7 protein-coding genes are annotated in these 14285 nt (G+C 41.8%); all 7 read left to right on the forward strand.

Annotated features, from left to right (window positions below):
* Window positions 1-328: 328 nt before the first annotated feature.
* A complete protein-coding gene (locus tag H6G03_RS26600) occupies window positions 329-595 on the forward strand; it encodes a hypothetical protein (protein WP_190471131.1) in 267 nt (88 codons plus the stop codon).
* A gap of 130 nt (window positions 596-725) precedes the next feature.
* Complete coding sequence (locus H6G03_RS26605) at window positions 726-3113, forward strand: CHASE2 domain-containing protein (protein ID WP_190471134.1); 2388 nt, start codon at window positions 726-728, stop codon at window positions 3111-3113.
* A gap of 418 nt (window positions 3114-3531) precedes the next feature.
* A complete protein-coding gene (locus tag H6G03_RS26615; RefSeq protein ID WP_190471141.1) occupies window positions 3532-4380 on the forward strand; it encodes a DUF928 domain-containing protein in 849 nt (282 codons plus the stop codon).
* An 8-nt stretch (window positions 4381-4388) separates the two neighbouring features.
* Window positions 4389-7403: a CHAT domain-containing tetratricopeptide repeat protein gene (locus tag H6G03_RS26620; RefSeq protein WP_190471144.1), complete on the forward strand. Its 3015-nt coding sequence runs from the start codon at window positions 4389-4391 to the stop codon at window positions 7401-7403.
* Window positions 7404-7816: 413 nt separating this feature from the next.
* Window positions 7817-9328, forward strand: a complete 1512-nt coding sequence (locus H6G03_RS26625; RefSeq protein WP_190471146.1) for a DUF4407 domain-containing protein — start codon at window positions 7817-7819, stop codon at window positions 9326-9328.
* A gap of 80 nt (window positions 9329-9408) precedes the next feature.
* A complete protein-coding gene (locus tag H6G03_RS26630) occupies window positions 9409-9957 on the forward strand; it encodes a hypothetical protein (RefSeq protein WP_190471150.1) in 549 nt (182 codons plus the stop codon).
* A gap of 203 nt (window positions 9958-10160) precedes the next feature.
* Window positions 10161-14216: a CHAT domain-containing tetratricopeptide repeat protein gene (locus tag H6G03_RS26635; RefSeq protein WP_190471153.1), complete on the forward strand. Its 4056-nt coding sequence runs from the start codon at window positions 10161-10163 to the stop codon at window positions 14214-14216.
* Window positions 14217-14285 lie beyond the last annotated feature (69 nt).

The raw sequence follows: 14285 nt of genomic DNA on the forward strand, positions 1-14285 counted from the left end.
ATCCTGATTTAATCGCTCTTTCTGACTCAGCTAGAAGCTGAGGGGTTTTGGATTGCTAGGAGTTTAGACTAACCGCGCCTTAAAGCGCGGTTAGTCTAAACTCCAGTACGATAAACTAACCGACCAAAAAAAGCAATAAACTTTAAGAGTTGAGAAAGTCAAATAAATGATAGATGCAGAAGCTTACTGATTCAACCTAAACACTTCTGAAAAACTGCGATCGCACAAACTTTATAAAACTTTACATTTAAACACACAGGATACCTACATAACTTTGCCTCTCCATCCCGATAACTAGATGTAAGGCAAAAACACCAGGAGTTTGGATATGTCTGCTTCCGAACAAGTAATGCACCGTATGTTTAGCGAAATCGTCGCTCAGTACCATCCTTTTGCACAATATATAGGGTATCAAGAAGGCGAAGATGGATTTATGCTCCACTATCAAGGGCCAAACGGTCAGCAATATATGATAGTGGACACGGAAGGGAACATCCTGGGCGACACTACAATGGGAACCACCCGGACAATGGAAGTCTTGACTGTGGGTGCTGCTATCCTCTCGGCATTTTTCGGTGGTCAATCTAATCGTTAAAGTCTTGTTAAATTTTACACTTATCCGTTAACGAGAGAAGCCATACTCTTGTTAACGGGTTTACTGTAAGCCGATCGAGGGGTTGAGGGTAGATCCACCATCCAGATTAACACGGGGCTTTGGTAATGCAATGAGTAAATTAGTTATTTTTAGAATAGGAAAAGGTAACTTTCAATCAGAAGGTTTTCCCGTGATATTGCAGATAGGAGAAGAAGGCGATCGCCCTTTTCTCGAAATCACAGGCGAGTTACCACCAGCACCAGAAATTGCCGAAGATTACGACGACTGGCAATCAATTTATTGGCGTTTAGACCGAGTTCGGAGTTTAAATGCTCCAGATGGTCAAGTAACAAATTTTTCAACAATAGAAGAGTGCAACAATGCGGCTGAACCTATTATTACTCAACTGAATAACTGGCTAAATTCACCAAAATTTCGTTCTATCCGTGAAAGATTAATTGAGGAAGTAAAGCCCTCGGACACAGTACGGGTGCTATTGCAAACTGAAGAGATGCGTTTGCAGCGACTTCCTTGGCATTTATGGGATTTTTTCACTCGCCGTCCTAATGCAGAATTAGCTATTAGCCTTCCAGATTACCAACGAATTAACCAAGTATATCCAAGTAAAAATAAAGTTAATATCTTAGCAATTTTAGGAAATAGCACTAATATTGATATCGGTTCAGACGAGGAATCATTGCAGAACACACCGGATGCTGCTGTTACCTTTCTCCCCGAACCGCAGCGAAAGGATATTAATGATAAATTGTGGGAACAAAGCTGGGATATTTTATTTTTTGCAGGTCATAGTAGGACGGAAGGAAACAAGGGACGCATTTTTATCAATGAAACGGATAGTTTGACAATTAGCCAATTAAGAAACGCTCTCACAAAAGCGATCGCGGCTGGATTGAGGATTGCAATTTTCAACTCCTGTGATGGATTGGGATTAGCACGGGAATTAGCCGATTTACATATTCCACAACTAATCGTGATGCGAGAACCTGTTCCCGATAAAGTAGCACAGGAATTTTTACAATATTTTCTCCAAGAATATTCAAAAGGTGAATCCTTATATCTGTCTGTGCGGAAAGCGCGGGAACGGTTGCAAGGATTAGAAAATAAGTTTCCCTGTGCTAGTTGGTTGCCAGTAATATATCAAAATCCGGCTCAAATTCCTCCAACTTGGCAACAGTTGCGAGATGGGATAGAAAGCGATCGCGCTATTCCATCAATCAATATAGAAAGCAAACCCTTAAAACCCCATCCACTAACAAGAATTTTCACACATCCCATCTTGGTTGCCAGTGTAGCAATTACAGCCTTAGTGTTGGGTGTGCGACAAATGGGATGGTTGCAAACACAGGAGTTAAAAGCTTATGATCAGATGATAAGACTGCAACCAGATGACGGGCCAGACCGTCGCCTTTTGGTTATTACAGTTGATAAAACCGATTTGCAATATCAAGACCGTATGGGGATGGAGAGACGGGGGTCTTTAGCTGATGCAGCACTCAATCAAGTATTGAAGAAACTAGAGCCATTGCAACCGCGAGTAATTGGCTTAGATATTTATCGGGATTTCCCAGTGCGGCGCGACCAACCTGAATTAGCAAAACGGTTGCGGGAAACTAATAATTTCATTGCTGTATGCAAAGTCAATGAACCGCCCAGAGACAAAGAAGGTTATCAACCCCCACCAGAAGTCCCCAAAGAACGTTTAGGATTTAGCGATGTTATCAAAGATAACGATGGAATTCTCCGTCGCTATCTGTGGTCTATGAATTTTAATGATAGTTCTCCTTGTCGTACCGAATTTTCCTTAAGCTTTCAATTAGCACTTTATTATTTAGTTACAGAAGGAATTGAGCCTCAATTTAACTACGATGAAAAATATTTACAGTTGGGGAAAGTGCGATTAAAACGTTTGGAACCCGATTCGGAAGGGTATAGAGGGTTAGATAATCGAGGATACCAAATATTGCTCAATTACCGTTCTCAAAAAATTGCCAAACAGGTTAGTTTGAGAGATGTCCTAACTGGTAACTTTAACCCTAACTTCGTGAAAAACCGGATTGTGATTATTGGTGTTACTGTTCCAGATGAAGATAATCACTATACACCTTACAGTCTCAGCTTGCGCTCAGATCGAGCTACAAAAGGCGTTTTTATTCAAGCGCAAATGGTGAGTCAGATTATCAGCGCTGTGTTAGACGGTCGTCCGTTGTTGGGAGTTTGGCCTTTTTGGGGTGATGCGCTGTGGATTTGGGGTTGGTCTTTGGTGGGAGGTGCGATCGCTTGGCGAATTCGGGGAATACTAAGCTTGGGATTGGTTCTGATTGTGGCTATCGTCACCTTGTACGGAGTTTGCTTTTTCCTCTTTATACAAGGTAGCTGGGTGCCATTAGTGCCATCATGCTTGGCTTTGATATTGACAGGTGCAAGTATAGTCACGTACAGCAGATCCCAGTTACGGCGATCGCACTTTATTTCTAAACTTCCCCCACCAAGTTTATGAAACGGCAATACCAACTTCTAACACTACTAGGGTTGACCTTACTTTTGGCGCTCGGTTACACCTTCTTAAATGGGAAATTAGCTGGAAATTGTAGTGATATCAGTATACCTAACGGGTCTATTACACAACCTCGACCACCTATCGGGCTACCTCCTCAAGGCGCACCCGATGCGAGGGGAGGTGCAGCACTATCAGGACATCAGCAGCCAAAGACCGACAAATTCAAAATCCCATCTCTTAACTCAAATTGCCGATAGTATCTTGGTTGAGCAAATAGGCCAGAATGAGCAAGGCTTGTAAGTTTGCAGTAATCACGGCGTTATCAGAACTGGGATATTGATACTGACAGGCATAGAACAAGATTGCTTCGTTTTGATTTCGCCATTAAATACACACTTAAATATTACGATCCTTCTTTATGAACTGGAGACTCCAAAATTTAATACTAGCTTTGACCTTACCATTAGCACCCGGTTGCACCTCCTCAATTGGGGCATCTGTGGAGGTTACACCATCATCGGTACAGATAGCACAACAGCGCCCTCGCCAAGCGTCGCCAACACCCACGCCATCTCTTCAACCATCTCCCTCGCGATCGCCTACACCTTCCAACCAGCGAACTGCTGCAACCCCTATCCGTTTCAGTTTACCTCCTGAAGGCGCACCCGGATATCGAGGAGATGCAGCAACTCGTGATGCTTGTAATGATGCAGGGAAATCGCGTTTAATTGCATTAGTTCCAGGGACTAATTTAGGGTTAACCATAGCTGAACGTCCGACGTTTTGGTTTTATGTGTCGGAACAGGTTAAGTCTACAACTCCTGTGGAGTTCATGTTAGTAGATGAGCAAGAAAATACAGTTTATAAAGATAGCTTTGAAGTAACAGTTAGCCCTGGTATTATTGGAATAAAGTTACCGCAAAATGTAAGTGCTTTAGAGATTGGTAAGCGATATCATTGGACCTTATCCGTTATTTGCAATCCAGGCAATTCACGCGAAACTGCTAATGTTGATGGAGAAGTATGGCGGGTTGATAAACCTGAGTTGCAGCAAAAGTTGGATGGAGTGAGTGGGCGCGATCGCATTCTCCTTTATGCTGAAAATGGTTTGTGGTACGACACTATAACTAATCTAATTGAATTGCGTCGTCAGAATCCGCAGGATGCACAATTAACGAAAGATTGGGAAGATTTGTTGCGACATCCAGATGTTGCTTTGAATAAAATTGTTGCGGAACCTGTTGTTACCTGTTGTAAGGCAAGATAAGGAAAGTTATGCAATTGCAGAGAATTGGTTTGAGTGTAATTGTTACCCTTCTGTTTACTATATTAGCCTCTCATCCTGTGCCGCTGCTGATGCGATTTTCTACGTTGCAGGTGTTAGCTCAAACTACAGATGGGCAGAAAGTAGAAGGAGAGCGACTGCTAAGACAAGGGCTTGAGCAGTATCAGCGTGGTCAATTGGAAGCTGCCATGCAATCCTGGGAACAAGCACTAAATATTTATCGAGAACTCAAAGATAAAGGCGCTGAGTTAGCAATTTTAGCAGGTTTAGGCTCTGGTTATCTTCAACTGAGAAACTACACCAAAGCCCTTGAGTACCAACAGCAACGTTTGGCTATTGCTCAAGAACTTAAAGATCCGCAACTGCTAGGAGAGGCGCTAGTAAATTTGGGAGCCATTTATCAGCTCCTTGGAAACTACAACAAGGCAATCGAGTATTATCAGCCCGCACTAGCTATTGCTCAGGAACTTAGAAATCTGCCCTGGCTAAGTACGACCATAGCAGGTCTATCCATTGCATACTCATCACTTGGAGACTATGAAAAAGCTATTGAGTACCTACAGAAAGATTTGGAAATTAAGCGCTCACTCAACGACCGCAAAGGAGAAGAGTCTACTTTAGGAGCTTTGGGAGCTGCTTATCATAGTCTCGGAAACTATTACAAGGCAATTGAATACTTTCAGGAGAGTTTGGAAATAACACGGGAACTTAATGATCGTCAAGCAGAATTGTCAAGTCTTACAGATATAGGCACTGCCTACGAAAACCTTGGAGACTATAGTAAAGCAATTGAATACCACCAACAGAGCTTGATTATTGCACAAGAACTTAAAAACCGTGAAGCAGAGGGATACGTTCTGGCAAATATAGGGTTGGTTTATCACGATTTAGGAGATTATGGTAAAGCAATTGAGTTTCAGCAGCAAAGTTTAACTATTGCACAGGAAACGAAAGACCGGGAAGCCGAGGCAGTAGCCGTGAGCCGTCTTGGGCTTATTTATGCCGCTATCGGAGACTATAGCAAAGCAATTGAGTGGCATCAACAACATTTGGTGATTGAACGCGAACGTCACGATCTTGAGGGGCAAATAACGGCTTTGGGAAATTTAGGCATTGCATACAAAAACCTCAAAGATTATCCCAAGGCAATTGACTACTATCAGCAGAGTTTAACAATCGCACAACAAGTCAAAAATCCTCAAAACAAGCAAGGTATTCTAGGAAATTTAGGAGTTGTTTACTTTGAGCAAGGAGACTATACCAGAGCCATTCAATTATATCAGGAAAGCTTGAGTATAGCACGCGAAATAAAAGATCGCCAATCAGAGGGTGACATTTTAGGAAATCTGGGTGCTGCATATAACGGGCTTAGAGACTACGCCAAAGCGATTGACTACCATCAACAATTTCTAAAAATTACACAGGAAATAGGCGACCGCCAAGGGGAAGCAATAGCCCTCAATAATCTAGGAGTTTCTCTATTTCGCTCTGGCAATTTAGCAGAAGCAGAGAAAAATTTACGCCTCGGAATTAAAGTTTTAGATTCTATCCGGTCAGGATTAGGTAACAGAGACTCAGAGAAAGTATCAATTTTTGAAATTCAAGGTCGCACCTACCGCGCTTTACAAGAAGTTCTGATCGCCCAGAATAAAATTCACGAAGCTCTAGAAATTGCTGAAGGGGGGCGTGCGCGTGCCTTTATCGACTTATTGACCAGCAGGTTATCTTCTCAATCACCGATTAACTCTCCTATAACTTATCCCTCCCTTGTGGAAATTCAACAAATTTCTAAAACACAAAAAGCCACAATCGTTGTATATTCAATTATTTCTGACTCAAGAAAGGAATCAAACCTTTTTATTTGGGTAATAAAACCTACTGGTGATGTTACGTTTCGTCAATTCGATCTCAAAGAATTAGAACGAGAGAAGAGAACTATTGCCAACCTGGTTCCCCGCGTTCGTCAAGCTATTGGCGTGAGGAGTGGAGCCAACACTAATGAAGCAGCATTTAAACCAGGCGATCGCATTCACTTCAAAGGCGAAAACCGGAACTCAGAACCTTGGGAAGTCGTATCATTCGATCCACAAAACGGCATACTTATGGTTAGACACCCAAGTTTTGCAACTACAAGTGTAATACCGAAATCAATCAATGATGTAGAAGACTTCGGACAAACATCACTGCAACAACTCCACCAAATTCTCATCGAACCAATAGCTGACTTACTACCCAAAAATCCAAGCGATCGCGTAATCTTCATCCCCCAAGGCGAACTCTTCCTCGTTCCCTTCCCCGCACTGCAAGACAAAGACGGCAAATACCTGATCGAGAAACATACCATTCTTACTGCCCCATCGATTCAAGTATTAGACTTAACCCGAAAACAACGGCAGCGCCTTGCTAATTCAACCGCCAAAGATGTGCTGGTAGTCGGCAATCCTAGCCCCATGCCTGCACCATTCCAACCTCTAGAATATGCCGAACCAGAAGCGAAAGCAATTGCTAACTTGCTCAATACCAACGCGATTACTGGTACTCAAGCTACTGAATCTGCGATCGTCGCACAGATGTCCAATGCAAAGATGATCCATCTGGCAACTCACGGACAGTTCGATGATATCAGAGGATTGGGGAGTGCGATCGCTCTCGCCCCCTCCGGCAAAGATGATGGTTTACTCACCGCCGAAGAAATCCTCAACCTGAAGCTAAATGCCGAATTAGTCGTTCTCAGCGCTTGCGACACCGGGAGAGGACGCTTAACAGGGGACGGCGTAATCGGACTATCCCGTTCCTTGATTTCTGCGGGTGTCCCCAGCGTCATCGTCTCCTTGTGGAAAGTGCCAGATAATACAACCTCTGGACTGATGGTGGAATTTTATCGCCAACTGAAGGGAAACCCAGACAAAGCCCAAGCGCTACGCCAAGCAATGCTTATTACCATGCAGCAACACCCCAATCCAAGAGACTGGGCAGCATTTACCCTCATTGGCGAAGCAGAATAAGCCTCAAATCAAACTGAAAGAGCAACCAGAAAATCAAATCAACTCATGTAATAAATATAACAAAACTTGACCGTAAAAATATTGAGACTTTTATCGATCGAGATATTTCGGGAAAAATTACTAAATTTTTTGGCTGCATCATTACATATTTGATGTCACCTAGCACAAGAAATATATAGAAAGCTTAAAGGAAAACAGCCAAATGAAAAATGAATCCCTGCGTTAGCCAATTCTGAGAAAGCCAATTTTAATTGTAATCCGGCTGTAGCTCAATTGTCTAGCGATTTGATTTGATAACTAATTTGGCAACATTCAATTGAAGCATATTCAACGATAAACGCTTTATTTGCGCTCAATTCACTATGCTAAATTTCCCATTTCAATTCAATTGTATTACATCAGAAAATAAAACTATGGCAACAAATAAACCAGTCAATAACCAAACCTTAACTTCCCTCCAAAAATTTCTGTTTTACTGGGCTGGTGCCAATGAAAAAATACTAGCGAGAGAAGACTGTGCTGCGGAAAGAAATAAATATGCCTCAATTGGCTTAACAGTATTATTCACCGCCATTTTAGCTTCTTTCTCTGGTGGCTATGCCTTCTTCACGGTCTTTAGTTCTGTTGGCCTTTCAGCAATCTTTGGTTTATTCTGGGGTTTAGGATTAATCGGTAATCTCGATCGACTTTTTATCATCAATCTGAAAAAGAAACACCGAAAAGGTTGGAAGCAGAATATCCTGGGGTTGGGAGAAGCCCTAACAAGCGCTGTCCCTCGGTTAAGTTTAGCAGTTTTGCTAGCGTTAGTGATTACTAAACCTCTGGAAATCAAGATTTTCGACAAAGAAATTGAGTCCGAAATCGCTAACAATAATGCCTTAATTTTCGGACAAAGGGAGAAAGAAATTCGTCAAAGTTCACGGTTAGCGGAACTCTCTGCCGCCTTAAACCAGAAAAATCAGGAAAAAAATCAAAATAACGAACGACTTGAACAAGCACGTCAAGCTTACAACTGTGAAATTTCCGGTAGTTCTTCAGACAGGTGTCGGCAACTTGGAAGTTCAGGAAAACAGGGAATAGGTGATATTGGAAAAGCACTGGAAATAAACTTAAACAAAGTTGAAGCAGAAGTAGCATCAGAGAATACAAAGCTCGAACGAGATTTGGCAAGTATCCAAGCTGAAATCGATCAGGTTGAGCAAGATATCCAGAAGAGACTAACAGAGATTGAAGAAAAACAGCAAAAGTCAGATGGTTTACTGATGCGACTCAAAACCCTTGAAAGTCTCAGTGAAAAAGATCGAGCCATTGCTAATATTAACCTCTTTGTGACCTTGCTTTTCATAATGATTGAGACTTCACCAATCCTCGTCAAAATCATGTCTTCCTATGGAACTTATGATGCAGCACTGGAAAGTCTGGAAAAAACTTCCATCCACCGTTATACCAAATCTACTGAGAAAGATTTGGAGTTGATCGACTATGAAGTTGAAGCTAACTTTCCCATTATGAAGGAGATTAAAGACTCTGAAGCTGAAAACAAAAAGTTTGCTTATGTAGAAATGCGGTCACAGGTCAGCCAGGTTATGTTCCAGCAGTTTAACTTGATGTTAAAAGAGCTTTTGTCTGACCGAAGTGAAAGTTTGAAGTCTATTAGGACAAAAGTCCTCGATCGCATCGAAAAACAAATCGAGAGAGTATTAGCCAATTACGCTCAGGAGATAAGTATTTCCGGTCGCGAGATTAACGAAAGGATTAAGCAATTCAAACAGGATATCTTGAATGAAACTTTGTCAGAGAAGCTAAAAAATTCTATTAAGGATGCAGAATTAGAGGATTTGGAAAAGGATTTAAATAATTTCCAAAAGGCTGTTGACGATTATAAAGAGGAGGATGATTCCGAAAATGGTAAGAATCTGGAATAAACAAACCTGAAGTCTCCTAGATTTCAGTCAGTTCAATCCAATGTTTAAAGCTTTGACTAATTTAATGGAGAAATACAACCATGAACGACAACAACTTAGAGCGTGAAAACTCAAGAATAATTGACGACTTAGATGCAAACAACTCATCTGCACTTGCCAGGGCCGTAGATTATGCCAGTCAGATTGTACCTCGTAGAAATGGCTCTTTAATCTACGGAAATATCTCACTTCCTGCGTCCGTAAAACGTGCGATCGCTCTGGGCGATGCCAGTTCCGTACAAGCTGAAGTTGAGTTTCTGCGATCGGCATTAACTCTAGTCAGAAGAACGCAACTTCAGGATCTGGCTGATTACTGTGAAGATTATCGCAAAAGGTCAAAGGAAGATAGAGACACAAAAGCTCTAGAATCCAAGATGAACAGAGCCGCAGCAGCAACCGAGCAAATTGACAAAACTTTTGAGAATTTGATTAACACTATTGTGGAAAAATTGGAGGTAGCAGCGAAAATACCCAATGCTAAGGCAAGGGAAATCCGAACTAAGCAACTTGAAAGGGATTTGGAAAATTTCTCAGATTTCCAGCAGCAGCTTGTTAAGAAACTAAAAAACATAGTCTCAGAGGGAATTTAAATTGTCAGGATTTACGGCTTTATCCTAGTGCCATACCCTGAGCGATCGCATCTCTCGCTGCCAGAGGTGCGATTTTTCGGGCTTTGGGCTGAGATTAGTTACCTTTTGGCTGTTGTAGTCGATTTTCTACCATCTATATGTGCTTTTTACTTGCCTTGTGGGAATACTGTGATTAATGCTCTGCCTATAATGGATTGACTGCTATGCGATTACAGAAAATTGGTCTGAGTGCTTTAGCGAAGCTTACCGTAGGTATCGCTGCCCTCCTAGCGGCTGTTGCAATGCCATCCTCTTCATCTGTACCAACGCGATTCACACAGCTACAAACGTTAGCTCAAACTTCAGAGGCTAATCAGTCAGAAGCAGACAGCTTATTGAATCCATGTAGAGAACAACTGCAAACTAACCAATTTGAAGCAGCTTTGCAGTTTTGTCAAAAGGCATTAGATACTTATCGAGAAACTAAGAACCGTTTGGGAGAGGCGAAAGCTCTCCATAATTTGGGGCTAGCCTATAAGGGTCTGAAAAATTACACTAAAGCGATTGAATTCTTACAGCAAAGTTTGGCAATGGCGCGGGAAATTCCTGACCGTGAGTTAGAGAAAAAAGCTCTGAGCAATTTAGGAGATTCTTTATCACAGCAAGGGGTTCAATATCTTCAAAACAATCAGTTTGAATCTGCAATACAGACTTGGGAACAAGTGCTGGCTATTTATCGGGAAGTCAAAGACCCTTCAAAAGAGGGAGTCGCGTTAGGAAGTATGGGAATTGTTTATGTTGCTATGCAAGATTATAATAAAGCAATTGATTATCTTGAACAGAGTTTAGCGATTCTACGGCACGCCCAGAATAAAGAAGCAGAAGAGTTTGTCGTGGAAATGCTATCTAGTACTCGGAAAAAAGCAGCCGATCGACTACTGAAGCAAGGTGCTGAACAGTATGAAACCAATCAATTAGAAGCTGCCATTCACTCTTGGCAACAGGCGTTAAATTTTTATCGAGTAATCAAGGAACGAGAAGGAGAACTGGTATGTTTACATATTTTAGCAACTACTTACTATGAGTTGGGGAACTATACCCAAGCAATTGAGACTGCTCAGCAAGAACTGCTAGTTGCACAAGAAATTAAAAATCGTCAAGGTGAGGCACAGGCTTTAGCCACGCTGGGTAGTGTTTACAATGCTCTATCAAATAATATCCAAGCGATTAAGTATCACGAACAGTCTTTAGCCATTGCAAGAGAAATAAAAGACCGACTGGGGGAAGCCGAAGTTCTAGCGAACATTGGTGCTGTTTACGCTACCTCAGCAGACAATAAAAAAGCGATTGAGTATTACCAACAGAGCTTAGTAATCCTGCGCGAACTCAAAGAACGCCAAAAAGAAGCAGAAGTTTTAGGTAATTTGGGAGCTGCTTTTGCTAACCTGGGTAACTATCAACAAGCAATTGAATACGTACAGCAAAGCTTAGATATTGCACGAGAATTTAAAAACCGTCGCGGTGAAGTGTTTGCCTTGTTAAATATGGGTAATTTATATAATCTTTTAGACGACTATGAAAAAGCAATTAAATACTATGAACAGGGATTAACTATTGCGCGGGAAATTAAAAACCCTGAGAATGAACTGAAAGCTTTACACAACCTGAGCGATGCTTATCATTCTTTGGGTGAATCTGACAAAGCAATCAGCTATGTGGAACAAAGCTTAGCAATTGCCAGAAAAATTCAAGACCGCAGCGCTGAAGCAACAAATTTAGGAGGCTTAGGCATTATTTATTTTAGCAGAGGCAGCTACGATAAGGCAGGAGAGTTTTATCAGCAACAGTTGGCGATCGCACAAGCAATCTCCAATCCTAAACAGGAAATGATCGCTCTCATTGGGCTAGGACAGGTCAATTATGCTTTGGACAACTACAGGAAAGCAATTGAATACTATGAGCGGGGTTTAATTATAGCGAGAAACATCCGCTCTCCACAAGATGAAACGGCAATTTTAGGAAATTTGGGATTACCTTACTTTGAACTTGGAGATTACAGTAAAGCGATTGGTTACTATCAGCAACAGTTGCAGCTTGCACGCTCAATCCAAAGCCCCAGCAGTGAGATGGCAGCACTTACTAATCTCGGTATATTTTACAGCTCCCAAGGGGATTATGGCAAAGCGATTGATTACTATCAGCAAAGTTTGGCTTTAGCACGGCAAATTAAGTACCGTAAAGGACAGGTATCAGCTTTAGGAAATTTAGGTCGTTTATACAACAACATAGGAGATTATAATGAAGCGATTAAGTATTTACAGCAGCAATTGGTTATCTCACGGGAACTCAAAGATCGCCAGGGAGAAAGTACAGCATTAGGAAATCTGGGAGCAGCTTACTTGGCCTTGGGTGATAATAAGCAAGCGCTTGAGTCCTATAGGCAGTTCTTGACCATTGCTCAGGAAATAAAAGATCTCCAAGGTGAGGCTTTGGCTTTGGGAGGCTTAGGTGATGTTTCTCTTGCCTTGGGAGACTATAACCAAGCAATTAAATTCTATGAACAGTCGTTAGCTATTGAGCGGCAAACTCAAAACCGTGTCCATAAGGGGGGTATTTTTGCGAGTTTGGGTAATGCTTACATTGCTTCGGGAGATTACGATCGGGCGATTGAGTTTTACACCCAAAGCTTGCAGCTCAGTCAGAAACAAAAAGACCGCGAAGTTCAAGGAATATCTTTAAACAATTTAGGTATTTCTTTTCTCAAATTAGGTAAGCTTGTTGAAGCAGAGAAAAACCTACTTGCTGCTATCGAAATTTGGGAATCTATACGGACAGACTTAGGTAACAAAGATTCTGAAAAAATATCAATTTTTGAACAACAAGCTCGGAGCTATCGCTCCTTACAAGAAGTCCTAGTCGCTCAAAATCGAACTTCGGCTGCACTGGAAGTTGCTGAACGAGGAAGGGCGCGTGCTTTCTTTGACTTGTTAACAAGACGGTTAAATCCCCCATCAGAAGCTAAACCTACCATAACTTACCCCACATTGGAAGATATTAAGAAAATTGCCAAAGCTCAAGAGGCTACTCTTGTTCAATACTCAATTATTTATGAAGATAGCAAAGAGTCAGCCCTCTATATTTGGGTAATTAAACCTACTGGTGAAGAGGTATTTCGCCAAGTTGACCTCAAATCATTGCGACAACAAAATAAATCCCTTATTAACCTTATTCCTCGTATTCGTCGTGGTATTAATGTAAGAGGTGCTAATACTAATGAACCACTTTTTAAACCGGGCGATCGCATTCACTTCAAAGGTGACACAGCAAACTCAGAACCTTGGGAAGTCGTATCATTCGATACTCAAAATGGCATACTTAGAGTCAGACTTCCCTCTTTTACAGAGGGTGTAACCATACCGAAATCAATCAACGATGTAGAAGACTTCGGACAGACATCACTGCAACAACTCCACCAAATTCTCATCCAACCGATCGCTGACTTATTACCGACTAATCCTAGCGATCGCGTAATTTTCATCCCCCAAGCCGAGTTGTTTCTCGTTCCCTTCCCCGCTTTGCAAGATGCCAATGGCGACTACCTTATTAAAAAACATACTATTCTCACCGCTCCCTCAATTCAAGTCCTAGAATCAACTCATAAACTTCGCCACAGTCAACAAATTTCTCCCAATGCACCCGTCTTGGTAGTCGGTAATCCTTCACCGATGCCTAACCAGTATAGCCCTCTCCCCTATGCAGAAAAAGAAGCCACAGATATAGCCTCTCTATTCAATACAAAAGCCATCATCGGAACACAAGCCACCGAAACATCTATAGTTGCTCAAATGTCCAATGCACGGGTAATTCATTTAGCAACACATGGAGAATTCGATAATATGCGAGGATTGGGAAGTGCGATCGCACTAGCCCCCTCTGACAAAGACAATGGATTGCTCACCGCCGAAGAAATCCTTAATCTTAAGCTTAACGCTGAATTAGTCGTTTTAAGTGCTTGCGATACGGGGCGAGGTCGCCTAACGGGAGATGGTGTAATTGGATTATCCCGTTCTTTAATAGCTGCTGGCGTTCCTAGCGTTGTTGTCTCTCTATGGAAAGTACCGGATGATACAACCGCAGGACTCATGTCAGAATTTTACCGCCAACTTCAGCAAAATCCAGATAAAGCTCAAGCCTTACGCCAAGCGATGCTCAAAACAATGGAAAAACATCCTCAACCTAAAAACTGGGCTGCATTTACGCTGATTGGCGAAGCCGAATAAGGCTAAAAATCAAAAAATTTTCCTGTTGCTTACATAATCTGAAAAACCTCTCCCGATAAAGAAGTAGAA

Source organism: Aerosakkonema funiforme FACHB-1375, assembly GCF_014696265.1.
Lineage (GTDB): Bacteria > Cyanobacteriota > Cyanobacteriia > Cyanobacteriales > Aerosakkonemataceae > Aerosakkonema > Aerosakkonema funiforme_A.